The 26,028-nt window shown below is 64.6% G+C and carries 26 protein-coding genes and 1 pseudogene; 8 read left to right on the forward strand and 19 right to left on the reverse strand.

Annotation, left to right across the window (positions count from 1 at the left end):
* Positions 1-13: 13 nt before the first annotated feature.
* Positions 14-958, forward strand: coding sequence for a cytochrome P450 (locus ASG69_RS23220; protein WP_235579068.1), 945 nt, complete (start codon positions 14-16; stop codon positions 956-958).
* Between the two features lie 906 nt (positions 959-1,864).
* On the opposite strand, the gene ASG69_RS21865 is transcribed toward ASG69_RS23220, so the two are convergent.
* Positions 1,865-2,773: an oxygenase MpaB family protein gene (locus ASG69_RS21865; protein WP_056443073.1), complete on the reverse strand. Its 909-nt coding sequence runs from the start codon at positions 2,771-2,773 to the stop codon at positions 1,865-1,867.
* Complete coding sequence (locus ASG69_RS21870) at positions 2,773-3,381, reverse strand: TetR/AcrR family transcriptional regulator (protein WP_056443070.1); 609 nt, start codon at positions 3,379-3,381, stop codon at positions 2,773-2,775. Before ASG69_RS21870 ends, ASG69_RS21865 begins: the two co-directional genes overlap by 1 nt.
* Before the next feature lie 105 nt (positions 3,382-3,486).
* Between ASG69_RS21870 and ASG69_RS21875 the strand changes: the two genes are divergently transcribed.
* On the forward strand, positions 3,487-4,743 hold the full coding sequence (locus ASG69_RS21875; RefSeq protein ID WP_056443067.1) for a saccharopine dehydrogenase family protein: 1,257 nt from the start codon (positions 3,487-3,489) through the stop codon (positions 4,741-4,743).
* A gap of 85 nt (positions 4,744-4,828) precedes the next feature.
* Here the strand turns inward: ASG69_RS21875 and ASG69_RS21880 are convergent, their stop codons facing one another.
* The 3 genes from ASG69_RS21880 to ASG69_RS21890 form a co-directional block, all read right to left on the reverse strand.
* On the reverse strand, positions 4,829-5,788 hold the full coding sequence (locus ASG69_RS21880) for a phosphoglycerate dehydrogenase (RefSeq protein WP_056443065.1): 960 nt from the start codon (positions 5,786-5,788) through the stop codon (positions 4,829-4,831).
* Positions 5,789-5,892: 104 nt separating this feature from the next.
* Complete coding sequence (locus ASG69_RS21885) at positions 5,893-7,272, reverse strand: cation:dicarboxylate symporter family transporter (RefSeq protein WP_082544380.1); 1,380 nt, start codon at positions 7,270-7,272, stop codon at positions 5,893-5,895.
* Positions 7,273-7,461: 189 nt separating this feature from the next.
* Complete coding sequence (locus ASG69_RS21890) at positions 7,462-8,625, reverse strand: mandelate racemase/muconate lactonizing enzyme family protein (RefSeq protein ID WP_056443062.1); 1,164 nt, start codon at positions 8,623-8,625, stop codon at positions 7,462-7,464.
* A 98-nt stretch (positions 8,626-8,723) separates the two neighbouring features.
* Here ASG69_RS21890 and ASG69_RS21895 point away from each other — a divergent pair, with 98 nt between their 5' ends.
* Positions 8,724-9,419 carry a GntR family transcriptional regulator gene (locus ASG69_RS21895; RefSeq protein WP_056443060.1) on the forward strand — a complete coding sequence of 232 codons (696 nt, stop codon included), beginning with the start codon at positions 8,724-8,726 and terminating at the stop codon, positions 9,417-9,419.
* A 43-nt stretch (positions 9,420-9,462) separates the two neighbouring features.
* A complete protein-coding gene (locus ASG69_RS21900; protein ID WP_056443057.1) occupies positions 9,463-10,536 on the forward strand; it encodes a tartrate dehydrogenase in 1,074 nt (357 codons plus the stop codon).
* 19 nt (positions 10,537-10,555) lie between these two features.
* On the opposite strand, the gene ASG69_RS21905 is transcribed toward ASG69_RS21900, so the two are convergent.
* Complete coding sequence (locus tag ASG69_RS21905) at positions 10,556-11,407, reverse strand: helix-turn-helix transcriptional regulator (RefSeq protein ID WP_056443053.1); 852 nt, start codon at positions 11,405-11,407, stop codon at positions 10,556-10,558.
* A gap of 143 nt (positions 11,408-11,550) precedes the next feature.
* Between ASG69_RS21905 and ASG69_RS21910 the strand changes: the two genes are divergently transcribed.
* Positions 11,551-12,300 (forward strand): SDR family oxidoreductase, encoded by a 750-nt coding sequence (locus ASG69_RS21910; RefSeq protein WP_056443051.1) that lies wholly within the window; start codon positions 11,551-11,553, stop codon positions 12,298-12,300.
* A 214-nt stretch (positions 12,301-12,514) separates the two neighbouring features.
* Here the strand turns inward: ASG69_RS21910 and ASG69_RS21915 are convergent, their stop codons facing one another.
* The 8 genes and pseudogenes from ASG69_RS21915 to ASG69_RS23225 all read right to left on the reverse strand — a co-directional run bounded on the left by ASG69_RS21915 (position 12,515) and on the right by ASG69_RS23225 (position 18,754).
* The gene (locus ASG69_RS21915; protein ID WP_156380640.1) at positions 12,515-12,970 is read right to left on the reverse strand and encodes a nuclear transport factor 2 family protein; all 456 of its coding nucleotides are present in this window, start codon (positions 12,968-12,970) and stop codon (positions 12,515-12,517) included.
* The gene (locus ASG69_RS21920; RefSeq protein ID WP_056443046.1) at positions 12,967-14,139 is read right to left on the reverse strand and encodes a DUF3500 domain-containing protein; all 1,173 of its coding nucleotides are present in this window, start codon (positions 14,137-14,139) and stop codon (positions 12,967-12,969) included. Before ASG69_RS21920 ends, ASG69_RS21915 begins: the two co-directional genes overlap by 4 nt.
* Before the next feature lie 3 nt (positions 14,140-14,142).
* Positions 14,143-15,381 carry a cytochrome P450 gene (locus tag ASG69_RS21925; protein WP_056443041.1) on the reverse strand — a complete coding sequence of 413 codons (1,239 nt, stop codon included), beginning with the start codon at positions 15,379-15,381 and terminating at the stop codon, positions 14,143-14,145.
* 56 nt (positions 15,382-15,437) lie between these two features.
* Complete coding sequence (locus ASG69_RS21930; RefSeq protein WP_082544379.1) at positions 15,438-15,938, reverse strand: DUF2505 domain-containing protein; 501 nt, start codon at positions 15,936-15,938, stop codon at positions 15,438-15,440.
* Between the two features lie 317 nt (positions 15,939-16,255).
* Positions 16,256-16,423, reverse strand: a pseudogene (locus tag ASG69_RS23400) (cytochrome P450); the annotation flags it as partial.
* Between the two features lie 42 nt (positions 16,424-16,465).
* On the reverse strand, positions 16,466-17,221 hold the full coding sequence (locus ASG69_RS22950) for a cytochrome P450 (protein WP_200933868.1): 756 nt from the start codon (positions 17,219-17,221) through the stop codon (positions 16,466-16,468).
* A complete protein-coding gene (locus ASG69_RS21940) occupies positions 17,218-18,396 on the reverse strand; it encodes an NAD(P)/FAD-dependent oxidoreductase (protein ID WP_056443033.1) in 1,179 nt (392 codons plus the stop codon). Before ASG69_RS21940 ends, ASG69_RS22950 begins: the two co-directional genes overlap by 4 nt.
* 1 nt (position 18,397) lies before the next feature.
* Entirely contained in the window at positions 18,398-18,754 is a 357-nt protein-coding gene (locus ASG69_RS23225; RefSeq protein WP_235579052.1) for a ferredoxin, read from the reverse strand.
* Between ASG69_RS23225 and ASG69_RS21950 the strand changes: the two genes are divergently transcribed.
* Positions 18,747-19,424, forward strand: coding sequence for a TetR/AcrR family transcriptional regulator (locus ASG69_RS21950; protein ID WP_056443027.1), 678 nt, complete (start codon positions 18,747-18,749; stop codon positions 19,422-19,424). The two genes, ASG69_RS23225 and ASG69_RS21950, sit on opposite strands and share 8 nt — an antisense overlap.
* A 51-nt stretch (positions 19,425-19,475) precedes the next feature.
* Here ASG69_RS21950 and ASG69_RS21955 read toward each other — a convergent pair whose 3' ends face one another.
* A complete protein-coding gene (locus ASG69_RS21955) occupies positions 19,476-20,303 on the reverse strand; it encodes a fumarylacetoacetate hydrolase family protein (protein ID WP_056443024.1) in 828 nt (275 codons plus the stop codon).
* A gap of 30 nt (positions 20,304-20,333) precedes the next feature.
* Positions 20,334-21,932 (reverse strand): FAD-dependent monooxygenase, encoded by a 1,599-nt coding sequence (locus ASG69_RS21960; RefSeq protein ID WP_056443021.1) that lies wholly within the window; start codon positions 21,930-21,932, stop codon positions 20,334-20,336.
* Between the two features lie 89 nt (positions 21,933-22,021).
* Here ASG69_RS21960 and ASG69_RS21965 point away from each other — a divergent pair, with 89 nt between their 5' ends.
* The gene (locus ASG69_RS21965; protein ID WP_056443018.1) at positions 22,022-22,720 is read left to right on the forward strand and encodes a FadR/GntR family transcriptional regulator; all 699 of its coding nucleotides are present in this window, start codon (positions 22,022-22,024) and stop codon (positions 22,718-22,720) included.
* Positions 22,721-22,734: 14 nt separating this feature from the next.
* Here the strand turns inward: ASG69_RS21965 and ASG69_RS22390 are convergent, their stop codons facing one another.
* A complete protein-coding gene (locus ASG69_RS22390) occupies positions 22,735-23,577 on the reverse strand; it encodes an alpha/beta hydrolase (protein ID WP_056443015.1) in 843 nt (280 codons plus the stop codon).
* Positions 23,578-23,665: 88 nt separating this feature from the next.
* On the opposite strand from ASG69_RS22390, the gene ASG69_RS22705 reads away from it, so the two are divergent.
* Entirely contained in the window at positions 23,666-24,154 is a 489-nt protein-coding gene (locus ASG69_RS22705) for a DUF2505 domain-containing protein (RefSeq protein WP_056443014.1), read from the forward strand.
* 40 nt (positions 24,155-24,194) lie between these two features.
* Here the strand turns inward: ASG69_RS22705 and ASG69_RS22955 are convergent, their stop codons facing one another.
* Both ASG69_RS22955 and ASG69_RS22960 read right to left on the reverse strand, forming a co-directional pair.
* On the reverse strand, positions 24,195-24,929 hold the full coding sequence (locus ASG69_RS22955) for an SDR family NAD(P)-dependent oxidoreductase (RefSeq protein ID WP_056443012.1): 735 nt from the start codon (positions 24,927-24,929) through the stop codon (positions 24,195-24,197).
* A complete protein-coding gene (locus tag ASG69_RS22960; protein WP_056443008.1) occupies positions 24,926-25,951 on the reverse strand; it encodes a phosphotransferase family protein in 1,026 nt (341 codons plus the stop codon). Before ASG69_RS22960 ends, ASG69_RS22955 begins: the two co-directional genes overlap by 4 nt.
* Between the last annotated feature and the right edge of the window lie 77 nt (positions 25,952-26,028).

Below are 26,028 nucleotides of genomic sequence, written 5' to 3' on the forward strand. Positions count from 1 at the left end.
CGTACCGTCGGATATGAACAAGCTTGCTCTCGGTGTGATCGGCGAGGTGGCCTTCGGCTACGACTTCGGATCGTTCGACGACGCAGCACCGCACGAGTTGGTGGTGCGGATCTCTCGGGCGCTGAAATACATCAACCGGGCCGCGTACTCCCACCCCGCTCTCGAGGCGACGATGTTCAGGCGTGACCGTAACCAACACCGAGACGACATCGAGGTAGCTCAACGACTCGTGGACGACATCGTCGCGACGCGCCGCGAGCGAGACGCCCCGGGGAGCGGTGACCTTCTCGATCTGATGCTGAGCACCGTGGACCCGGCGACGGGGGAGCGGTTGTCCGATCAGAACATTCGCAATCAGATACTCACCTTTCTGGTTGCGGGCCAGGAGACGTCGGCCGGGGTTATGGCGTTCGCTCTGCACTTCTTGTCGACCCATCCGCATGTGGTCGAGCGGATTCGGGCCGAGCTCTCGGCGGTGTGCCCCGATGGCGATCTTCAGTTCGATCACGTGGGCAAGCTGCGGTACCTGCGGCGCGTGGTCGACGAGACGTTGCGCTTGTGGCCGGTGGCGCCCGGTTACTACCGGAAGGCGCGGCGAGACACGATGGTGGGGGAGCACCCTTTCGAGAAGGGGGAGTGGGTGTTCGTGGTGTTGCTGCAGCTGCATCGCGATGCGGCGTGGGGTGCTGATCCGGAACGATTCGACCCAAATCGGTTCGAGCGCAGTCGCGTTCCGGTCAACCTCGCTGATCTGTACAAGCCGTTCGGGACCGGAGTGCGCGGCTGCATAGGCCGACAGTTTGCCTATCACGAGGTGCTTGTTGCCCTCGCCCTCATTGTCGGTCGAGTCGACTTGATCGAGGACACCGACTACACGCTCAAGGTAGACGAGACAGTCACTCTGAAGCCCCGAGATTTGTCCCTGCAGATCCGCGAACGGTCCGATCCGGTTTCGTGACCTCGGCGGCGAGGGCTTGTCGGGAAGCAGGCGCACTGACTCCATGACTTTCCCCGGTACTTCCGTGCAGGTCCGCCACGGGGCAGGTGCGTCCGGTCACTGCGAGAACTAGTCGATTTCTGCTCGATGACGAGTTGCCACAACTCATCCATAACTTGTTCACTGGACTCGGGTGGACGTGAGTGGCTGTGGGTGGGCTCGAGCGCCGAAGTGTCCACTACAGCCTATAAACCTTGGCGGACTCCAGTGGACGCATTCCACCCGCTTCACGCTGTGTCTGCGGATGGCGTGGACGAATGCGGACCGGGGTGGACCAACGATCTCTCGCTTACTGGTGAAGCAGGAGCCGGCATCAACAGCGCTGATCGCAGGGTCATGGGCTCCGCAACGCAATTCGTGGAACCGGCGTTGTCGCCGCGGTGTAACAGAACCACCCGGCGCAGATTGTGGTGGAGTGAGCGTCAGACGGCGACCGCCAAACGGTGCCACATCCACGCCGAGCGAGGACGTCGTTGTGATCGATCCGTAGCCCTTCGACCACGATGTGGTCGAAGGGCTGATGGAGCGATTCGGTGGCCCGCGATGTCAGCTGCCGTTTCTGCCCATTTTCGTTCTCGCAGAGTCCCGGTGCCGCCGGCAAGCTGTTGTCTGAACCTGCTGAGTGTTGTGTCGATCTAGTCTCGTGTCATGGGAACGTCGTTGACGTCGAACGCTTCGTCCGGTGATCTCACACGACCAATGAACCACGCGCGGTACCGATCTCGCAGGTCCTCCATCGATGTTCGTCCGAGGTGACAACGAGGCATCGCTGAGATGGGCGGCAGCCACGCCACCAGGGGGTGTTCACCACCTCGGCGTCAAGCGCCGCGGCGTACCACCGCTTCGAAGGTCGGTGTGTGTTCTCAGTCAGCGGGGCTTGTGTTGGTAACCCATCTCGGCGATGGGGGGATCGTCGCCGAATCTGCTGAAGTTGCCTACCCAGGTGCGGTCGAGTCGGTACCGAACGACGGGGCGAGCGGCCATCAACGCCTTGGTGCCCACCTTCACCATCGGCGTGACCGGCACGGAGGGTTTGTCGAAGCCGAGGAGTTCGCGTACTCGGGGTTCGAGACTGCCGATGAGCATGTCGCGGACCGGTCGCCGCATCGGCGCGGGAACGTAGGCACTGATGCCTTTCAGCTGACCTCCGAACACCTCGGTGGCCGCGACCGACGGTGCGAAGAGGCGTTCCTCGTAGTCGTCGATCCATGCCAGGAAGTCGTCGCGCGTCTGCGGCATGTCGCGCAGGCGCATACCGTTGCCAACTCCCAGCCAGAAGTTGAATCGAGCTTCGTTCTCGCGGTCGGAGAACCATCGGTGTCCGAGGTACCGGGCGAATCGTTCCTGATCGAAGATCAACATCCCGAGCACGTGGATCTGACCCTCGTTGGACACCTTCCCGATCTGCCCGTGAATTTGCTGGATGCGGTCGAACACCGCCTGCGCTTCGGGACTGCGATGTCCCCGTCTCATGAACTCCCCGAAAAAGGTCAGGGTGTCGAGGTCGCGCTTCGCCGACTTCACAATTTGATCGCCGGTCCCGTTGCGCCAAGCGCGGTCGGCAGTCGCCGGGTTACCCAGGGTTCGAGCGAAACCAGACGCGTACCCCATGTACGCGAACAGCGGCGGAGTGAGCACCTCCATGCTGAGATGGGTGATCTCCACGTCGTCCTCGACCGGATCGAGGGAGTCGATCATGCGGTGCACCTCCGCCCCGGACACGCGTCGTGACTCCCAGTAACGGGCCAGAGGGTAGCGGGCTTTGGTCAGGCTCATCAGCGTTGTCCTTCCGTTCGAGCCGGCGTCGAAGCCAGCCCCGCCAGCACGATCTGTCTGGCCTGTTCGAGGCACTGCTCGACATCCGCGGCAGTGAGGGTTGCTCCGGTCGGGCCCAGCACGAGCCCGGCGACACCGTTCCAGGCGCCGAAGAGGAAGTGCGCCATCAAGCGCGCATCCAGAGTGCGAATCTCCCCGGCATCGACACACGCCTGGATCGCTGATTCGAACAGCGACAGCAACGCCGAGATGGTGCGCGACGCGGATTCCTGCAGCGCCTGCGACTCGGGGCCGGCGGACTCGGTCGCGAGGTAGCGAAGGAATGCCGGGTTGTCGAGGAGGAACCGCATGTAGGCCGGGCCGGCGGCGGCGAACTGCTCGTAGGGTGACTGTCCGGGCTCGAGAGCGGCGGTGAGCTGGTCGATCGCCCGAGTCGCGATGCGCTCACCCACGGCCGCGATCACGCCGTCCTTGTTCTCGAAATGCACGTACACGGCGCCCACCGACATGTCGGCGCCGTCGGCGATGTCCTCGATCCGTACCGCCGCGAACGGGCCGTTCGCGAGCAGTTCCTCGGCCGCGTCGATCAACTTCGCACGCGTTCGCATGCGGCGTCGCTCACCACGCTGTGCAGCGTCCGTCACCATATTTGAAGTATCATTCATAATATGAACCAGTGTCAAAACAACGCTTAGTCACGTAACGTTCGCCGCATGACCTCTTCAGAACAGCGTGTCCGTGACTACGACGTCATCGTCTACGGAGCCAGCGGCTTCGTCGGGTCACTTGTCGCCGAACACCTATCGGTGGCCGGGCCCGCAGATACACGGATCGCCCTGGCCGGGCGATCGCAGAGCAAGTTGGTGGCCGTTCGTTCTACTCTTGGTGCTACTGCTGCCGACTGGCCGATCTTGGTTGCAGAGGCGGACGATTCGGCTGCCCTCGACGCTCTCGCCGCACAGGCGCATGTGGTGATCACCACTGTCGGTCCTTACGCGAAGTACGGCAAGGCGCTGGCCCATGCCTGTGCCGCGGCGGGGACGGATTATGTCGACCTGACCGGTGAAGTGCTGTTCGCGCGCGAGAGCGCCGACGAAAACGACGAACTGGCCCGGTTCACCGGCGCCCGGATCGTTCATTCGTGTGGCTTCGATTCGATCCCGTCGGACATCGGTGTATACGCGTTGTACGAGAAGGTCAACGCTGACGGCGCCGGTGAACTCACCGACACCACTCTCGTGCTCACGTCGATGAGGGGGGGTATGAGCGGCGGCACCATCGACTCGTTCCGCACGCAGATCGATGACATGGTTGGTAACGAGAAAGCCCGCTCGGTCGTTCTGAGTCCGTACTCCTTGAGTCCTGACCGCTCGATCGAACCCGATCTCGGTCGGCAGAACGACGCGCCGATCGTGAAGGGGGCGAGTATTCATCCGTCATTGAAGGGTTACAAGGCGCCCTTCATCATGGCTCCCTACAACTCTCGTGTCGTTCGGCGCTCGAACGCGCTTCTCGGCTACGCGTACGGGAAGACGTTCAAGTACAGCGAGGTGATGAGCGTTGGATCCTCGCCGCTGTCGCGAATTATGGCGGGGGGGATCGCGGTGGGATTGGGGGCCGTTTTCGCGGGTTTGGCCTTCAAGCCGACACGGTTCGTTCTCGACAAGTTGTTGCCGAAGCCGGGTCAGGGGCCGAGCGAAAAGACCCAGCGAAAGGGCCATTTCACGATAGACATCTACACCACCACCACGTCCGGCGAGCATTACGTCTCACGGGTCAAGGCGAAGGGTGACCCGGGATACAAGGCGACGGCCGTCATGCTCGGCGAGTCCGCTCTCGCTCTCGCTCTGAATCGCGACGAGCTCCCCGGCATCGGCGGAGGAGTGCTCACTCCCGCAACGGGAATCGGCGACGCGCTCGTCACCCGACTGCGGGCGGCAGGCGTGGAAGTGAGCGCACGAAAACTCTAGCGATCTTCGAGGCACTGCTTTCCGAGTACGCGACCGGCCTCAGCGCATCCGCCGACAGCTCGATCAGGCCGCTCACTGCCGAGCGTCACTCGATCGACGATGCGAGCGCGTCGGCATTGATCGCACCCGCGGCCGGCCGACCGGCCAGTGCTGCGATGACGGACTGTGCGGCGGCGGTACCCGCATCGGTGCGCGCCTCGCGGGTCTGACCGGCCAGGTGTGAGGTGGCGACGACCCTGGGTATGGCCAGGAGCGGGTTGTCCGGGTCGGGCGGTTCGGTGGCGAAGACGTCGAGGGCCGCCCCCGCGATGGTGTGGCCCCGGAGCGCGTCGACGAGGGCGTTCTCGTCGACCATCGATCCGCGGGCGGTGTTGACGAGGTAGGCGGTGGATTTCATCTCGGCCAGTGCCGCGGCGTCGATAACGGGTGCGCCGCCGGCGCGGGCGTGAAGGCTGACGAAGTCGGACTCCCGAAGCAGGGTGGTCTTGTCGACGTAGGTGACGTCGAGCTCGGGGTCGGGGTGACCGGTGGAGATCAGAACAGTCATGCCGAACGCGTGAGCGAGGTCTGCGACGGCCCGTCCGCTGGGCCCGAGACCGATGATGCCGAGTGTCGCGCCCCGTAGCTGCCGGGTGTCGTGGCGTGGCCACTCTCCGCGCCGCACGCCGTCGGTGGTCTCGCCGATGCGCCTCGCGCACATCAGAAGTAGAGCGATGGTCATCTCGGCCACCGCGTGGCGGTTGGCCCCGGGAGTGTTGCAGACGAGAACCCCGTTCCGGGTAGCGGCCTCGATGTCGATGGAGTCGTATCCGACTCCGCTGCGGGCGATCACCCGCAGGGTCGGAGACTTGTCGAGCATGGCAGCAGTGACGGGTTCGCTGGCGAGGATGGCGGCGTCACACGCGGCGAGAAGCGCGGCCATCTCACCGTCGGGGCGGGGTCCGGTCGCGGGGGAGTGGACGCTCTCGTGACCGTGCGCGCGGAGCATGGTGTCGACGTCGTCGCCGGGGCGGAGATAGTCGGTGGTGATGAGGACGGTGGTCATGAGTGTCGTCTCCTTTTGTGTCGGACCGCAGCGGTACGTCGTCAGCACCCGTCCGACGGGACGGGTGCTGACGACGTTTCGTCGGTGGTGCAGGTGGATGCGGATCAGGCCGTGGTGTGTGCGCCTGTCATCTCACGCTGGTCGGTCGAGATTACCGGGTGGTCACCATCGACATCGTCCTTCCCAGCGAGGACGTCACGGGCACGGTCTCCGTCGAAGTCGTTCTCCCACTTGCCGATGACGATGGCGGCCATGGCGTTGCCGAGGACGTTGATGAACACGCGGCCCTCGTTGAGGATGCGATCGATACCCACGATGAGTGCCAGAGCGGCCAGTGGGATGTGTCCGACAGCCGTGATGGTGCTGGCGAGCACGATGAAGGCACCTCCGGCGATACCGGCAGTGCCCTTGCTCGTCAGCATCATGATGCCGACCATGATCAGCTGCTGCTGCCAGGACAGGTCGACGCCGACTGCCTGGGCGAGGAAGAGAGACGCCATCGTCAGGTAGACGGCCGACCCGTCGAGGTTGAACGAGAACCCCGAGGGGATGACGATGCCGACGACCGGCTTTCCGACGCCCAGATGTTCGAGCTTCTTGATCAGTTGCGGCAGAATTGCTTCGCTCGAGCACGTGCTCAGTGCGACGAGAAGCTCGGCTTTGAGGTACTTCATCAGTGGCCACAGCCGCAGCCCGCAAGCCCTGGCGATGCCGCCGAGAATGACGATGACGTAGACGATGCAGGTGGCGGTGAAGAGCAGGATGAGGTACCCGAGCTGCTGGAGCGTGGATGCGCCGTAATTGGCGACGACAGCTGCGAGAGCACCGAAGGTGCCGATGGGGGCCAACCGCATGACCCAGGCAACAATCTTGAACACGACGGTCGAGAGAGAATTGATGGCGCGGGTGATCGGGACGCCGGCTTCGCCGCTGACGTTCAGGGCTGCGCCGAACACGATCGACACGAGCAATGCGGAGAGGATCGTGTGTCCGGTGATCGCCCCGAAGAGAGATTCGGGGATGATGTTGCTGATGAACTCTACGGCCGACACCGAGCCGGTGGCCGATTCCGGTACCGCGGAGGGGTCGAGGGCGGACGGGTCGATGTTCATACCGTCGCCGGGTCGGAAGACGTTGGCGACAACGAGCCCGAAAAGCATCGAAAGAAGTGACAGCACAAGGAAGTAGCCGATGGCCTTGACGCCGATGCGTCCGGCCTTGCGGAGGTTGTCCATCGACGCGATGCTCAGCGAGACGACGCAGAAGACCACCGGGACGACGATCATCTTGACCAGCGAGATGAACCAGTCGTTGAGCGGGCTCAGCGCGGATCCGACGTCCGGGAGCAGGATGCCGACGGCGATGCCGGCGATTGCTCCGATGACGACCTGGAACCAGAGTTCTCGGATCAGGCGGCCGAATCGGGACCGTTTCGGTGGGGGAGTGAGGGAATCGACATGGGGGTGGACGGGGGTGGATGCCATGATGGTCGTGCTCCTCGAGTCAGGAGTAGCGAAAGATCCGGTCCGGCGCTTGCCGGGCCGTGGTGTGAGCCGGGCGACCGCGATACGCGTTCGCGCAGCACCGGACAGGGCCACGCCGGATGGTCGGCATCAGGTGTGGCCCTGTCGATCGGTGGAGCAGGTGGAGCTGGAGAACGTGCGGAATGCGGGTCAGTGCAGTTCGCGCAGCACCTTGTAGAAGGCGGCTTTCTCCTCGAACCCGATGCCGGGGCTCTCGGTGAGTCCCACCTGGCTCCGTTCGACGACGGCGCCGTCGGCGAATCCGCCGGTGGGTTGGAACTCGCCGGGGTAGGACTCGTTGCCGCCCAGCTTGAGTGCGGCGGCGATGTGCAGGGAGAACTGGTGACCGCCGTGCGGGATGCACTGGCGGGAGGACCAGCCGTGGTCCTTCAGCATCGACTGGATGCGCAGGTACTCGGTCAGGCCGTAGCTCAGTGCGGGGTCGACCTGGATGATGTCGCGGTCCGGACGCATGCCGGCGTACCGCACGAGGTTTCGGGCGTCCTGGAGCGAGAAGAGGTTCTCGCCGGTGGCGATGCGACCCGAGTAGTTATCGGACAGAACGGCATTGAGTCGGTAGTCGAGGGGGTCGCCGACCTCTTCGTACCAGAAGAGGCCGTAGGGCTCGATGGCCTTGCCGTACTCGAGGGCGGTCGCCAGGTCGAAACGACCGTTGACGTCGACTGCGAGACGTGAACCGTCACCGTCGAGCACCTCGAGGACTGCCTCGATGCGGCGCAGGTCCTCGGCGAGGTCGGCGCCGCCGATCTTCATCTTGACCACGTGGTAACCCTGGTCGAGGAATCCGCGCATCTCGTCCTGTAGATCCGCGAGTGTCTTTCCGGGGGCGTAGTAGCCACCGGCGGCGTAGACGAACACGGAGTCGTCGGGTGCACCGTCACCGTGCTTGTCGGAGAGCCAGCGGTAGAGCGGCTTCTCGGCGATCTTCGACGCGAGGTCGAACAGCGCCATGTCCACCACACCGACAGCGACCGATCGCTCGCCGTGTCCGCCCGGCTTCTCGTTGCTCATCATGGCGTCCCACGCGATGGTGGGATCGAGTTCGCCCTCTGCGTCGAGGAGCGAGTCCGGCGTCGCGTCGAGCAGGCGCGGGATGATGCGGCGCCGCAGGATCTCGCCGGCGCTGTAGCGGCCGTTGGAGTTGAAGCCGTACCCGACGACGGGCTCGCCGTCGCGCACCACGTCACTCACGATGGCGACGATGGAGCAGTCCATCTTGCTGAAATCGATCCAGGCATTGCGGATGGAGGAGCTGATCGGAACGGTGCCCTCGTGGACGGAGGTGATCTTCATGCTGGGGCCTCTCTTGCATCTTGTAAGTCTTATAAGATGTTTCCAAGCTATACTCGCCGTGACCGAGAGCACAACCCCCTGTCGAGAGGCGGACCATCGTGGCCGTTGCGCAGAATGTCTTCTCCAGCAAGGGAGACGTCGCCTACGCCCAGCTCCGCAGCTGGATCCTGCTGGGAACACTGCCCGCGGGCTCGCGTCTGGCGCAGTACGAACTGGCCGATCGTCTGCAGATGAGCATCACCCCTCTACGGGAGGCGGTGCGGCGCCTGAGCAGTGAGGGGCTGATCGAACTCGACAGTCACAAGAACGTGCGCATCGCACCGATGTCGGCCACTCAGGCGCGGCAGCTCTTCGAGGTGCGTCTGTCGCTCGACCCCACCGCTGTGGAACTGGCTGCACAGCGGCGCACCGAACGGGACATCGTCGACATGCGGGCCGCGGCGTCTCGACTGGTCCCGGTGACTCAGAAGTGGGGGGAGGAGGGGCTGATCGCGCACCGCGAGTTCCACCGCACCCTGTACCTCGCGTCCCACAACGACGTACTCATTCACCTGCTGGAAGACCTATGGGACAAGTCCGACAGGTATCGGCGGGTGGGCCTGGAACTGCCGCCGGGCGCGGAACCCCGCACCATCGATCTCGACGAGCACTTCCAGATCCTCGAACTCGTCGTCTCGGGTGACAGCCACGCGGCGGGAGAGCTGACACGCAAGCACATTCTGAACAGCCTCACCGCCGCAGCGATCGACGCGCTCGAAGGTGACGAGCTCACCCACCATCAGGACTCTGCCTGACGCCTCCGTCAGCGACTCCCACACACCGAAAGGTACGCACCCCATGGGTTCCACTCATCGCATCGCCGTCATTCCCGGAGACGGAATCGGCAAGGAAGTAGTACCCGAGGGCATCAAGGTCCTCGAGGCAGCCGCGAAGGCATTCGACTTCACCCTCGACCACGAACAGTTCGACTACGCCAGTGCCGACTACTACACACGGCACGGAAAGATGATGCCCGACGGCTGGTTCGACGAACTCGTCGGATTCGACTCGATCTTCTTCGGTGCTGTCGGATGGCCCGACACCGTCCCCGATCACGTCTCCCTGTGGGGCAGCCTGCTGCAGTTCCGCCGGCACTTCGACCAGTACGTCAGTCTCCGCCCGGTCAAGCTGCTTCCGGGTGTCACCAGTCCGCTGGCCGGGCGCGAACCCGGTGACATCGACTTCTACGTCGTACGGGAGAACACGGAGGGCGAGTACTCGAGCGTCGGTGGCACGATCTTCGAGGGCACCGACAGGGAGACCGTTCTCCAGGAGACGGTCATGACCCGTGTGGGCGTCGACCGAATTCTGAAGTACGCCTTCGAACTGGCCCGGACCCGCCCGAAGAAGCACCTGACCTCCGCCACCAAGAGCAACGGGATCTCGATCTCGATGCCGTACTGGGACAAGCGGGTCGAGGCCATGGCCGCTCACTACGACGATGTGCGCGTGGACAAGTACCACATCGACATTCTCACCGCGAACTTCGTGCTCCACCCGGACTGGTTCGACGTCGTGGTCGGGAGCAACCTGTTCGGCGACATCCTCTCCGACCTCGGACCAGCGTGCACCGGCACCATCGGAATCGCGCCCAGCGGAAACATCAACCCGGAGCGGCGATTCCCCAGTCTGTTCGAGCCTGTGCACGGCTCCGCTCCCGACATCGCCGGCCGTGGCATCGCCAATCCGATCGGTCAGATCTGGAGTGCGTCGATGATGCTCGAACACCTCGGTGAGAAGGATGCTGCCGCAGCGATTCTCACCGCCGTCGAAGAGGTCCTCGCACGCGGAGGCGACTCCCTCACACCCGACATGGGTGGCACCTCCACGTCCGCGAGTCTCGGAGACGCGATCGTGGCTCGTCTGGGCTGAGCCGGGGGCGGGAACCCCGTCACACCAGTCGTTCGGGAGTCATCTTCTGGTCACCGACGACGTTCAACAGCTGCAGTTTGCTGTGGCTCTCGGTGCCCGGTCGAGTCGCCAGCACCACGAGGGTCTGGGCGCGATTTTCCGTGAACAGAACTTGTCCGTCGACATCGATGGCGCCGAGTTCCGGGTGAACGACGGTCTTGCAGTCGTCGTATCGCTGGGCCACTTCGTGCAGCTCCCACATGCGCACGAATTCCGCGCTGTCGCGTCGCAGTGCTGCGAGGATCTCAGCCGCTCGGCGGACGTCGCTACCGGCGTTCAGGGTGACGCGCAGGCGCGCAGCGTGCGCTCGTCCGTGCTGTTCATGCGTCTCCTCCGGAAAGCGGAGTCGTTCGGATGGGTCCGTGAACCATCGGTAGTAGCCGCTGCGGGCCAGGCCGGTATGCCGGGTCTGATCGCCCAGGAGGGCGATGGCCAACGGGTTCATCGCGAGCGTGTCCAGGAGGTCGGTCTGCACGAGGGCCGGGGTGTCGTGCAGACGGTCGAGCACGGTGAGCAGGGTCGGACTCACGTGCTCGTCCCACTGGAACCGGGCCGGTGCGTTGTGGCCGATCAGCACGAACAGGTGGTCTCGCTCGTCGAGTGTCAGTCGGAGGGCCCGCGCCAGCGCCGTCGTGATGTCGACGGACGGCCGGGGTGCACGTTGTTGTTCCAGCCGCGCGTAGTAGTCGGTGGACATTCCGGCGAGCTGAGCGACTTCCTCGCGCCGCAGCCCGCTCGTCCGTCTGCGTGGTCCACTGATCAGCCCCACGTCACGCGGTTGCATGGCCTCGCGCCGATGACGCAAGAACTCCGCGAGTTCCTTCTTCTCCATACCTGGATCCTCGTCCGTCGCCGACGTTTCATCCAGGGACCGGCGGTCCCTGGACAGATCTTCTCTGCCGACATCGTCCGCGACGTCCTACGTTCGTCGATGCGGGTCACCGACCGACCGCACGACGAGTGGAGACATACAGAATGAAGTCGACTGGCAACACCATCGTGATCACCGGCGGTACCTCCGGCATCGGCCTGGGTCTGGCCGAACGCTTTCACGAGGCGGGCAACACGGTCATCGTCGCGGGGCGTCGGGTGGACCTGCTCGATCGCATCACTGCCGAGCACCCCGGAATGGAGTCACTGGTGCTCGACGTGACGGACCCCGACTCGATCTCCAGGGCGCAGGACACCGTCCGCACGAATCATCCCGACGTGAATGTTCTGATCAACAACGCGGGAATCATGATGCGGGAGAACATCCTCGACAGCGGCGACCTGAGTGTGGCGGAGAGTCATGTCGAGACCAACCTGCTCGGCACCATTCGGATGACCTACGCCTTCCTGCCGTTGTTGAAGGATCGGGACGACGCGACCCTGATCAACGTCACGTCGTCGCTGGCGTTCGTCCCCTACCCGATCACCCCGACGTACAGCGCGACGAAGGCCGCGCTGCACTCCTTCACCGAGACTCTGCGCATCCAGCTGGCGGAAGCAGGCTCGGCGCTGAAGGTGGTCGAAATGGTCCCGCCGGGCGTGCGGACCACCTTGCTGGGCCAGCAGGACGACGACCAGGCGATGCCGTTGGACGAATTCCTCGGCGAAACGATGGATCTCCTGCGGAACGACCCGAATGCCGACGAAGTGGTCGTCCATCGTGCTCGGGTCCTCAGGAACGCGGTGTCCGACGGTTCGTACAACGATATTCTCGCCATGATGAGCAGCCGGTAACCCCTCCTGCACCGGATGGCAATACCTGTCAGAACTGCCGGGCGGCGACGTCGGGTCGGTGGAGACTACTTCCTCTTGTGGACGTTGCCGGCTCGAGCCGGTCCCCGATCAGGACCGGCTGAGCAGGCGCGTCTTCCGGAGCTTTCCCGTGGAGTTGCGGGGCACGTCGTCGACGTAGCCGATCTCGCTCCAGCCGAGGGACATTCAGCCTCGGTTACGACTTTTCGGCCTCGGCGGTGTACACACGCATCAGCCACCCTTCCGGGTCGGCGCCCTCCGCGGTCACTACTCGGGTGTCGATGAGCCACGTTCCGTTCGACTGTTTGCGCAGGACGTCCTCCCAGTTGCCCCAGTGGTCGGGCGACGCCTCGTCGGTGATGGTGAAGAAGGTCGTGATCGTGTGGGCGGTATTCTCGTCCACGAACTCGATGTCGATGGTCGTGGCGTGATGCCGGATGTATGCGGCTTCGTCCCCTCTGACGACGTTGTGAATCTCGTCCCGTCCCCATGTCGTGCCGTCCTGCAACGAGAAGGTACCGGTCGGTGTGAACAGTGTTCCCAGGAGCGTGAAGTCGGCCTCGTCACGGGCGAGGTGGGCGTAACGATGGAGAACTGCAGTGATCATCGCTCGATCGTCGGCGCGGGCAATGAGGTGGCTTTCGTGGGTCATGGACGTGTCTCCTCTGATGTGGTGGTGAGTGATGTTGTGGGTCGTGAGTGCGGAACCGAGGATGTGGTGCGTGTCGTCAGGTGCTCGCGGAGAACCGAGCGGTCGAACTCCGGCTGGTCCAGCATCGTCTTGCCGAAATCGTTGTCGAGGTCACGAAGCACTGTGTGCAGATGATTTCCGCTGTTGACCGAATTCACCGCCTCGACGAGGAAGCGGGGGGTCTGGATCCGGAAGTAGTGAGCCTGCCCGCGAACGGTGGCACCTGCCCATGCGAAATGGACGTCGTCGGTGGCCAGATTCTCCATCCACGTTTCCGAGGCCTGCCGAGACTCCTCCGGCAGCCGGTCGAGGTAGCACCACAGGAGCGAGCGCAGGATGTCGCGCTGCGCGGCAGTCATCTCGGTCTCGCGGAGCCCCCGCGGACGAGCACGCTCGAATTTCGTTGCCTCACGGTCGGCGTCGGTGATCCGATACTGCAGCATGCCGAGGTCGTAGAGGTCGCCGTACTCCACGTCCCCGACGTGCGGTACCTGTCGAGTCACGAAATCAGCCGGCGCGACCGAATGAATGACCGCCGTGGATCGCTGCGCGTCGGTCAGTTCCGACAGCAGGTCGAATGCCAGACCCTCGTCGTCGCGAAGCGGTTGCAGGACACCGTCGTACAGGACAGGTTGGGCCCCGAGCGCCATCGGGGTAGCGATCACCCAGCGCTCTCGAACGACCGTGATGTTCACGCAGACATGGTGACCCAGGAACCGGAGACTCCACGTGTCTTCGAAACCGGGACGGCCGAAGACGGTGAGGAAGTACGAGTCCGGTGTACGCCATGCTTGTAACGCGGGCCCCAGCAGATCGTGCTCGTAGTCGCGGAGGACTGTTTCGAGTTGGGTGATCGCCAGGACTTTGGTGAAAGCGCGCAGCGGCAGACACATCCGCACCAGGTCCCACGCCAGCACCTTCTGATGGCGATCGAGCTGGTGCATCGAGACACCCGTCCGATCCGGCTTGGGAATGATGTCCCAGTCCGTTCGGCGCGGATCTTCGAAGTCGGGAATTACTGCAGCACTGCGCTGTTCGGCGGTAAATGTATCCGAGAGGCCGATCGCGGTGAACACCAGTCGCGACGCGGTGAGTGGAGCCTCGAACGCGTTCGGGTACTCGTCGGGCATGTTCTACTCCTGTGCGGTCAGGCCTTTTCGGCGCGGGCGTGTCGTCACACCGAGCTGGAGTGCGCCGAACTGACGGAAGAAGCCCGGCTCGTACTCCGGCGGGGTCGCGACCTCGACGTGTACCAGTCGGTCGAGGAGGACGTCGAGAGCTGTGGGGATCTCGAGTTGGGCGAGGGGCGCGCCGACGCAGCGGTGAATGCCGGCGCCGAACGTGAGATTCTCGTGCGCGTTCGATCGGGAGATGTCGAAGACATCAGGTGAGTCGAACACTCGCGGGTCGCGGTTGGCCGAGGTGATGCACAACGCCAGTGATGTTCCCTCAGACAGTACGACACCATGCAGTTCGGTGTCCGCGGTCAATACTCGCGCGGTCGAGATCACTGCGGGGTCGTATCGCAAGATCTCATGGCTCGCACCGGCCAGCAACGACCTGTCCTCGCGGAGACTCTGCCAGTGGTCACCCTGCGTGAGCAGGGTGTGCACACCGATGCTCAAGGCGCTGGACGTCGTCTCGTGTCCTGCGAGAATCACCGTCTGTACCGTCGCCCAGAGCTCGTCGTGGGTGAGGCCCTCGCGATCCGCAGCGTCGATGAGGTCCGAGAGTGTGTCGTCCTCCAGCGGGGTCGATCGGCGTTCCGCAATCTTCCTCTCCACATACTCACGGAAGAGCGCGTTGACTTCGTCCGCCCTGTCGATGTCGTCCCACGCGATGGGCAGCGTGTGGGGTGACCACTCGCCGATCATCTCCTCGTCCTCTTCGGGCAGACGGAGAAGCCCCATGATGATCTTCACAGGGAGCCGAAATCCGAATTCGTGCGCGAAGTTCACCACCCCGTCCTCGGGGAACCGATCGACGAGATCGTGTGCTTGTCGACGTATCGTCGGCTCGAGCCGACGAGCAAGTCGCGCGTCGAAGTGGCGCACGGCGCGCCGCATCGCGGTGTGGCGCGGAGGGTCCTGCACGAGCAGGGCGTTCGCCTGCCAGTCGTGCAGCGGGCCGCTCATGCAGCCGAAGGACTCGACGAAACCGGTACCGATGTTCCGGTAGCCGGCCTGGTCGATGTAGGCGGTACGCACGTCGTCGTACCGGAGGAGGTGTACGCGTCGGAACTGATCCACCACCATCGGGACGTCGGCTTCCCGATGCTCCGCCAGGGCGCCGTGCAATCGGCCGTCGAGCAGGCGTTCGTCGAAGAAGTCGATCTCGGTCAGCTTGTCCAGTGGGTCGATCGAGGTGGTCATGGTGCTCCTGAGGTCCGGCGAGCGTGAAGGGTGTTGCGACAGCGCAGAACTGGAGCTCAGCTGGACCGGTCGGCGACGCTCTGTTCGGTGAACTTCGCCTCGACGTTCATGGTCTCGGAGATTTCGGACACCAGGATCTGCTCCACCTCGCCACCGAACATCGGTATCGGCACCTCGATATCGAAGTGGACGGTCAGACTGCTTCCTTCGCCGGTATCTTCGAGTGCCATGCGCCCCTTGATCGCACCAGGGCCGCTCATCTTGACGTCGGACTCACCCATGAATCCCGACTCGCTCGGGCGCCAACTCTCGGTGCGCGTGATCGTGGGCTCGCCCCGTACGAATCCCCGGACCTTCTTGGGCAGTTTGTCGCGCGACATCGCGGTGCGGACGGACACCTCGAGCTTGTCGTCGGACACGTCGTGCGACAGGATTTCTCTTGCGGTGGCGTCGAGGATCTGAAGCCTCTCCTCGACGAAGCTCTTGTCACAGAACAGCTGGTACACCTCGCGAGCGGGTCGAGAGAAGGAATGTTCGATATCGAGTTCGGACGGCATGGCGTCTCCTTATTATCTCTATAGTTAGGTTGTTTATAACACGATCGTGGCGGACGTCGAAGTACTTTGTTCCGGTCCGGAGTCAGGAAGGTCAGGCACGCTCGACGGAGACGGAGAGAGATCCGAAGCCTCGGACCAGATTGTTCAGATGACGAACCGGTTCGCCATCGATCGCGAACGAGACCACTCGATCGGCGAGGGCGTTCAACACCGAGTGCGCTTCGAGTCGAGCCAACCCCTGGCCGGCGCAACCGTGCAGTCCGGACCCGAACGCCACGTGGTCCGACGCGTCGCGAGTGATGTCGAAATGATCCCGCCGTGTCGCCGAAGTGGCGCTCGTCGCGGTTGGCGGACCCGTACATCATGATCACGCGATCGCCGCTCGAGATGTCGTGCTCACCGAGACGATGATCTCGCGTGGCCACCCTGGTGAACATCTGCAGTGGACTCTCGAAGCGGAGCACCTCGTCGAACGCGGACGGCACGAGAGTTCTGTCGACGCGCAATGCGGACCACTGATCGGGGTGTTACGCGAACAGCGCGACCGCGGAGCCGAGCGCGTTCACGGTCGTGTCCATGGAGGCGCTGGTGTAGGCGGAGAGTAGAGCAGGTGCTGATTCCCGAGAGATGAGTCCGGCGTCCGCAGCATCGAAGATCGCGCGTCCCATACTCCCTTCGCGCAATTCGCTGCCGTCCAGGCTGTAGAGCCATTGGAACTGGTCACCCACCACAGGCATCACGTTCATCGACCGGTCGTTCAGCGGTCCCAGCGTATTGAAGACGGCGTCGCCCCACTCCAGGAGCTGGGGGCGAATCTCCCCGGGCAGGCCCACGAGGTCGGCGATGATGGTAGGGGGAAATACCCGAGCGAGATCGGTGACGGCATCGAATGTGCCTCGCTCGACCAATGATTCGACGAGTGCGTCTGCCTGCTCGCGGATCGGGCCGGACAGAGACCGAATGGCACGCGGCCCCAGACGGTCCGCGAGTACGCCCCGAAGTTGATCGTGCAGTGGGGGATCCGACGCCAGCACGGTGCCGCCGGAGAGTTCGTTGATGTCGTCGTTCATTCCGACACCCTGTGCGGAGGAGTAGGTTTCCCAATCCTGGAGCGACGCGCGGACGTCGTCGTACCGGGGAACGGCCCAGCACTCCAGAGCAGAGACCCATACGGATGCTCCCGTGTCTCGCAGGCGCCGGTAGATCGGGTACGGGTCGGTCAGGTTCTCGCCACTGAACAGGTCGATGTCGGTGATGTCGATGTCGTGGTCGGCGCTTGTCATGTCCTCACTTCTTCGCTGGTTGTACGGGAGGGGGCGGCTATCCGGTGTAGGCGTGACATCGGGACGCGCCGGTTGAGGGAGAGCGCGCCCACGGGCCCGTCGTCGGAGCTGAATTGCACCAGCGCGGAGAACTCGTCCAGCGAGCCTTCGATGACGGTGGAGGATCCGTCGAACGGCATGTCTCCGCTCATCTTCAGGGCGAGTCCGAACTGGTCGGTCCAGAAGTACGGACGAGCGTGCAACCCGGATGCTGCGTCGCCGAGAACGAGCGCGCGTGCTGCGGTCCTCCCTTGGTCGATCGCGGCCGACCAGTGCGGATGCCGTCGGCGGCTCGGTCCGTGAGTGGTGATGTCGCCGGCTGCGACGATCGTCGGCGTGACCCGGCAGCGACTGTCGACCTGCACGCCACGACGGTCCGCAAGCCCGGACGTGATGAGCCAGTCGACGTTGGGGGAGTCCCCGACCGCGGTGACGATGAGTTCGGCCGTGATGGTCGACCCGCCGGTGTCCACACCAGGTGTCGAACCGTTCGTCACCAGGCGAGCCCCGTCGGGGTGGATCAGGAATTCGACCCCACGGGCTTCAGCTCGGCGTTGGACGAGAGCCGAGACGAACGGCCCACACTGTCGTCTCATCGGTGGTTCGTTGCTGACGACGACGGTTCGCGCTCCGGCCTCGACGGCCGCCGACGCCAGTTCCATGCCCAGAATCCCGCCGCCGATCACGATGACACTCGACGCGGTCGCCAGGGCATCACGAATCGCTCGGGCGTCGTCGACGGTGCGTAGTACCTTCTCCGGAACGCCGTCCGGATTGCGTCCGAGGTCGGCCATGGTGATGGGTCGTGCTCCCGACGCGATCACGAGGCCGTCGAACCTGATGCGATCACCGGAGGCGAGGATCACCGCGGATCCTTCGATCGAGACATCGACGACGCGCTGGTCGGACATGTGCGTGAGCGCCGAGTCCTGCAGAGGCGGAAGAGCGACCGACTCCACTGAGTCCACCCCGGTCAGTACCGCTTTCGAGAGTGGGGGTCTGGCATACGACTGGTGCGGCTGCTCGTCGATCATCACGATCGGGCCGAGGTGACCTGCCGACCGGAGCTCTTCGGCGGCCGTGACGCCTGCTATCGATCCGCCGACGATGACGATCGTGCCATCGTGGGTGAGCACGTCATTCCGCCAGTTTCAACGCCGCGACCGGGCAACTGCGTACGGCGGAACGTGCGGCATCGGCCCGTTCTTCGGGCACAGTGTCCACAAGTATCTCGGGGATGCCGTCCTCGTCGAGTCGCACGAGGTCGCCGGCTCGCTCCTCGCAGAATCCGTAGCCCTCACACCGCGTGGAATCGACGTCGATCTTCATCGTGTGCTCCCTGTGCATCGAGGTTCGTCGAATGGCTGACGTGGCGGAGTTTGCCACTGCGAACGGCGGATGCGAGTCGATTCGCCGGAAAAACAGAAAAAGAATTCTTATTCTGTTCACGGCCACATATCCGCCGTAGGTCTGGTTGAATACACCCGTGACCACGCCCGAGTCGGACAGCGGCGAGACCGAATCGCCGCGGATACGGCCGGCCGTTCAGGAGCGATCCCGGCGGTCGTGGGAACGGGCACTGGCTGCCGGCGTGGAAGTCCTGGAGGAGTCCGGGGCGGAAGGGTTCACGATCGGGGCCGTCTGCGACCGCGCAACCATTTCGGTCGCGTCCATCTACTCGCGGGTCGACGGGAAGGGCGAGTTGCTTCTGGCGGTCTACGACCACGCGATGGAGTCGATCGAGTCCCGCCAGGCAGAAGTGGCCGCGATGGTGCGCTGGGATTCCGAGTCGGCAGGCGACGCGGTCGATCAGGCGGTCGGCGTCGTGGCTCGAATCTTTCTCGACCGACGAGGACTGATGAAGGCGGTCGTTCTTCTGGCGGGGTCTCACGCCGAGATACGACGGAAAGGATCTGCCTGGACGACGAAGCTCGGACAGCAGTTCGCGTCGACACTGCTCAAGCACCCGGGAATCGCTGAGATCGACGATGTCGACCGCAAACTCGACCTGACCTTTCGCCTCGTGACCTCGTCGGTCACCATCCACGTCGCGTACGGAGACCGATTTGCCTCCGCCGCGCACTTGAGCGACGACGACCTGGTGCGCCACCTCGCGTTCGTGTCACGGGCAACCGTTCTCACTCGGGGGCCTGCACTCCACTGACGACGATCTCGCCCGGGGTCGCCGTCGAGGCCGCTCGCACGCTCGTCGGTTCTACTGTGCTGCAGCGACAACCGGTGTGGTGACGGCTCCGAGGTCGCCGACCTCCACGGTGACGGTGTCTCCTGCGGAGAGCAACCAGGGTGGTGTCCGGGTGTAGCCGACGCCTGCCGGGGTACCGGTGACGATCATGTCGCCGGGGTTGATCGTCATCGTTCGGCTGAGGAACGACAGCAGTGCGGCGGGGCCGAAGATCATGTCGCGGGTGTTTCCCGATTGGGCGAGTTTTCCGTTGACGTGTGTCGTCATCGGCCACCCCTTGTCAGGATGACCCGATTCGTCGACGGTCACCAGCGGCCCCAGTGGTCCGCTGTCGTCCGCGTTCTTTCCGAGGGTCCACTGACTGGTGAGTTTCTGCGCGCGGCGTGCGGTGAGGTCGTTGAAGGTGGCGTACCCGAGAATTGCTGCGGTGCACTCGTCTTCGTCGGCGTCGTGAACCCGCCGGCCGGCGACCACCGCGAGTTCGACTTCCCAGTCCAGCCCGTGTTCGTCCCGTGGAACGGACACCGATCGCCCGTCGACGCTGAGAGATGCCGTCCATCTGCCGAACATCGTGGGGTGAGTCGGAACGACGAATCCGCCTTCCGCGGCGTGATCATGGAAATTCAGCCCGATGCAGAAGACCCTGGCCGACAACGGAATGGGCGGTACCTCGATGACGTCCGACCGCCGCAACGGATGGGCGGGCGCGGAGTGGGCGCGCTCGAGTGCGCTGTGCGGGTCGTCCCAGAAGTCACCGACCTCCGCTATCGGCCATACTTCTGCCCCGTCCGTCCGCGCTATCTCCGGGCTGTTACCGCGGCTGAAACCGATCAGTTTCACGTGATATCTCCTTGGGTGCCGTGATCGGCGTCAGGCGGTGGGAACGGGGGCGGGAAGTTGTGCGAGCAGATCGTCCACGAGTGCGACCGTGGCGCTGTCTCCGTCCGCGAGACCGAAGGTGTAGAAGTCCGGTCGCCCGATGAAGGCGGTGGCACCGTGCGTGCGGAAGTACTCGCCGTACGCGCCCTCGACATCGTCGAATGCTGTTGCATCGGAATCTGACTCGCCGGAGCCGCCGATCGCGACCACTACCCGTCGGACACCTAGTCGATCGAGCTCCCGGATCCTGTCCGCACCCAGCGCGTCGTCGAGAACCTGCGTGCTCACCAGCTGGAAGCCGAAGCCTGTGAACTGGTCGAGCAGCGCGGTCTCACCTCCGCGGCTCACCACACCCTGCGGGGCCAATTCCCCGGCCTCCCGGCCGTAGCCCCCGTCGGCGGTGCGGTGGAGTACACCGTCGCGCAGTGGATCGAGGTAGAAGCCCAACGCGTCCTCGGAGGTACGGAGGAACTCGTCGCGCTGCTCGGCGGATGCCCGGTCGGGTTGAACGACCATCGACCAACTCCCGAAAGACCCGTGGACGAACTGGCTGTCGTGCTCGAGGCGTTCGGATTCGTAGGTGTCCAGCAGGTCCGGTGCAGCGGTGCCGCTCAGAACCATGTCGAGTTTCCAGCCGAGGTTGACGGCGTCTCGCATCGCTGTGCAGGCCCCTTGCCCCATGTGTGGGGGCATGGCGTGCGCGGCGTCGCCGCCGATGAAGGCGTCACCCACCCGGAAGGCGTTCGCCATGTGGGATCGGAAGCGATAGATCACCCGTCGCGTCTGTGTCACGTGGTCGCGGGGGATGCCGACTCGCTTCTCGAGGAACTCGAAGCCTTGCGACGGCTCCTGAACGGCAACGATGTCGACGTCGGGTGCGAGCTTGACATCGGTGCGGCACCGTCCGGCACCGTTCGGGCCGTAGAAGTACGGCTCGACGAGGTTCATGTCCATGTAGATGCGGTGGTCCAGCCCGTCCGGGAGGGGCTTGACCACCTCGTAATCGGTGAGTACCCACCGGTCGTCATGTTCGTGAAGTGTTTCCACGTCGATGCCGAGAAGTGAGCGGACGGTGCTGGACGCCCCATCCATGCCCACCAGGTATCGCGCGTGCAGTCGGGATTCGGTGCCGTCCACGAAGGAGGTGACCTCGATACCGCCGTCCTGCGCGGATTCTACGGCGGTGACCATTGCGCCCCAACGGACTTCGACCGACGGACATTCGGCGATGCGCCGTTCCATGGCCGACTCGATGTTCGGCTGGTGCAACGACAGCCGGGACGGGTATCCGCTGTGGCGCTCGCTCCAGTCCAGCGTTCCTACCCGCTGCGAGTCGGCTCCGTAGATCTCGACCTCGAGCTGAGGTATCGCGTCGAGGAGCGCCTCCGCCGGATCGCCGGTGTGCTGCAGCAGACGCGCGATCTCGCCGTCGAGTGTGCTCATTCGGGGGAGACCGTACGGCTCGGGTGCTTTTTCGAACACCACCACCGAGTGGCCACGCTGACCGAGCAGTGAGGCGAGTACTTCACCGCCGGGACCGAAGCCGACCACGGCCACGTCGACGTGCGGCACCTCCAGTGAACTGTCCACGCGAACTCCTTCAATTACTACCCGGTATTAAATTCGAAGTCTGGCTCAGACGCCGAGCGATGTCAAGAACTACCAGTTAAACTATTCGTATGTATTCCGACATCTCTGCCGTGTCCGTCTCACGCGTGGAAGCGCTGGCACGGAGCCTCGAGGCGTCGCTGCCCGGCAGGAATCTGGCCCCCGGCGACAGGCTGACCACAGTGGCGGATCTGCGTGAGCAGACCGGCCTGGCCAAACAGACCATCACCGAGGCCCTTCGGCTGTTGGCCGAGCGCGGCCTTGTCGAGATCCGGCCGGGCCGCAACGGCGGGGTTTTCGTCGCGCGGCCCAGTCCGGTGGTGCGCCTGCGACAGACTCTGCTCGCAGTCCCCAACGATTCTGCGACCGTGGCAGACGCAATGGCAGTCCGTGACGCTCTCGAAGACCTGATCTGTAGGGACGCGGCGCGCTGCCGGACCGCCCGCGACATCGCGGCCCTCCGCCGCAGTGTCGAGCGGATGGCCGATTCCGTCGGATCGACAGACACCTTCATGGCTGCGAATTTGGCCCTGCACGAACGCATTGCCGCCATTACACCGAACGCGGTCGCCAAGGCCGTCTACCTCGGATCCGTAAGCTGTATACGTGACCTGTCGACCTCGGTCACCGCAGCAGAAGGTCGAGCGCCCGACTACTTGGAACGCCGCGTCCGAGTCCACGCAGACCTCATCGAGGCCATCGCTGCCGGCGACGCGGAGACGACGGCCGCTGCGGTCCGACGGCACAACGCGGCCGACGTCGAGGACTGAACGGGCGGTTCGGCTCAGGCGGGCATGGTTGTGCGGAACCAGTCGAGCGAGGCGCCGATCATCGACTCGTACGAGGAGCCGTAGATGTCGAAGTGGCCCCCGGGGACCTCGATCGTGTCCGTCGTCGGGAGTGCCTTCCGCGTCCTGGATGCAGGATTGAGGGTGTCGTCGGTCGCGACGATCACCCGTGTCGGCACCCGCAACCGACTCCCGCTCGCCACCGGGGTGTACCGACCTATCCGCGGCAATGATGCGGACGCAATGTTGTTGCGCCACTGCGGCGCCTGACGCTGGGCCGTACCGGTGAGAAACTCGTACGCGTCGCGGTCCTGCAGGAGGGCCGGATCGGCGGGCCCCGCGCTCACCAGCGCGAGCGAACCGGTGACCATTGCTCGCCAGGTCGTGGGCTTCACGGCGTTGCGCAGCGCCTCCGAACGCGGGACGCCCAGGTGCGGCACCACTGCCACTGCGGACGCGATCGTCGTGTCGGTGGAGGCGAGGCGCAGTACGTGGCCCCCGCCGAAGCTGGCACCCCACGCGCCGACTCGCGACCGGTCGACGTCCGGACGAGCTCGCGCCACGTCGATCGCGGCGCGAAATGTGCGGACCTGTTGTTCCGGATCGACGAGTTGGGGACTCGGGCCGGTCGACGAGCCGAAGTTCACGTAGTCGAATGCCAGCACACCGAAACCGGCCTCGGCGAAGGAGCGGCCGACACGGTCGAGTGACATCTCCTTCACCCCGCCCAGGCCCTCGGCGATGATCACCACGGGGTGGGGCGGCGCCGCGTCAGGTACGAAATACCATCCGTCGACCGTCTCGCCGTCGACAGCGAAAGTGGTGGGCTCCCGGTGCATGCGTTCTCCTTCGGAGGCTTGTCGGCGGATCGCTTCGGTGTCTATATTAACCGAATAATTATTGACTTCACCGACGAAGGACGACACGATGCAGCTCGACCTCGAACAAAATTTCTCGGCGGACCCGGACACGGTCTTCGCTCTCTTCTGCGACCGTACGTTCGTCGAGAACCGGCTTGCCATAGTCGAAGCGACGTCGAAGGAGCTTCGTGAGCACGAGGTCTCCGACGGCTCTCTGACCGTCACCGTGTTCACCACCGTGGCCCGCAGCAAGCTACCGAAAGCAGTTCGTGGCTTCGTGCGTGGAGAGCCCGAGGTGATCAGAACCGAGCGGTGGAACCGGGTCGACAACGGGTACAGCGGCGAGACCACTGTCGAATTGAAGGGGCCCGGCGACACCGAGGGGCGAATGACGCTCGAGCCGGACGGGACCGGATCGAAGGTGACTGTGCACTTCGACATCAGAGTTCCGATACCGATGTTCGGCGCGGACGTGGAGAAGACGCTGTCCGGAGAGATCGCCCAGATCGTCGACACCGAGTTCGGGTTCCTGTCGGATCACCTCGCGAAGGGCTGATCGACCGGCATGTATCGAACACGGTGGGCTGGGCGGACGGTCAAGCCTGCAGTCCCGCTCCTGCACGGGTGACGACGATGCGGGAGACGACGGCCCGCGGCGACAGGCGTGTCAGGGCGGCCACGAGTTCGACGATGTCGTCGACCGAGATCATCGTGTCGGCGGGGATGCGGTCGGTGATCCAGGCGCTCATGTCGGTGTCGACGTAGCCGGGGGCGATGGCGGTGCCCGTGATACCGGAGCCGCTCTGTTCGGAGTTGAGGGTGTCGATCACCGAGAGCAGTGCGGCTTTGGTCGCGCCGTAGGCGGCGAGGCCGGCTTCCGGGTACACCCCGGCAAGTGAGGCCAGCGCGATCACTTTCGCGCCGTGTGCGGGGTCCGCGACAACTGCATTGTGCAGCAACGGCATCGCGGCCTGTAGCAGTGCGAACGGAGCACGCAGGTTCACGTCGATCGTCTTGTCGAACCGGCGCATCGGGTAGGTGTCGATGGGTCCGGCGGTGCCCACACCCGCATTGAGGATCAGGGCGTCGATCGCGCGGAAGCTCTTCCCGTATTCGCTGATGAGGATCTCGGCCACGTCGGGATCGGCCATGTCGCAGGCGACGGTGCGCACCCGTGCGGCCCCGGCGTCGGTGAGTGTCTGCGCGGCGTCGTCCAGGGTGTCCTGGTTGCGCCCGGTGACGAGCATGGACCAGCCCTCACTCGCGAGGCGTCGCCCGATCGCGAGTCCGATTCCGCGTGAACCGCCTGTGATCAGGGCGCTGCGTGTCACAGCGTCGCTCCTTCCAGTGAGCGCAGCCCTGCTGCGGCGAATTCGGCTGTGGCGTGCGCGGCTGCCGTGGCGGTGCCGTCTGCATCGTCGGAGGTGAGGGCGCGGTGTGCGATGCCTTCGGCGATGACGGCGATCTTGAAGTCGGCGAGAGCGCGGTAGAAGTTCCAGTGGGCGAGGTCGCGTCCGGAGGCGACGGCGTAGTGCTGGGCGAGGTCGTCGGCGTCGGGGTAGCGAGGGGAGGTCCAGGCGGCGTCGAGGCCGAGGACGGTGTCGAACATGGGTTGCCGGTAGGCGCACATGAGGGCGATGTCGGTCAGAGGGTCGCCGAGGGTGGACATCTCCCAGTCGACCAGTGCAGCAACGGTTCCAGGCTCGCCGGGGGTGAGGATGGTGTTGTCGACGCGGTAGTCGCCGTGCACGATGGCGGCGGCCGAGTGGGCGGGGACGGCGTCGGTGAGGGCCTGGTGGAGTCGGTCGATGTCGTCGAGGTCGCGGGTCTTGACGCGGTGCCATTGCCGTCCCCAGGTGGCGACCTGTCGGGCGGCGAATCCGTCGGGTCTGCCGAAGTCGGCGAGTCCGACGGCGTGGTGGTCGACGGCGTGCAGTGCGGCCAGGACGCGGACGAGTTCGCTGGTGTTGGCGGCGATGTCGTCGTCGGTGAGGGAGTCGAGGTCGGTGCGGGTGCGCACGACGGGTCCGGGGACGAACTCGACGACGGTCATCGGCGCTCCGAGGGTGGCGCCGTCGGCGTCGAAGGCGACGGCGGTGGCCACGGGGACGTCGGTGCCGCGCAGGGCGCGGGTGACGGTCCATTCGCGTGCCATGTCGTGGGCGGAGGGGGTCAGTCCGCTGACCGGGGGGCGCCGCACGATCCATGATGTGGTGTCGTCGTGGGCGCGGTAGGTGAGGTTGGACCGGCCTCCGGCGATTCGCTCGACACGCAGTTCTCCGGTGATGTCGATACTGTTGTCGCGCAGGAACGTGCCGAGCGCGTCGACGTTCATGCCGGGGAGGGTGGTCACGGCCGGTCCTGCGCGGCGGCGGCGCGGCGGGCGGCGCCGACGGCGCGTTTGGCGATGGCCCACCGGTGCACTTCGGA

It is taken from the genome of Rhodococcus sp. Leaf225, assembly GCF_001426145.1.
Taxonomy (GTDB): Bacteria; Actinomycetota; Actinomycetes; order Mycobacteriales; family Mycobacteriaceae; genus Rhodococcoides.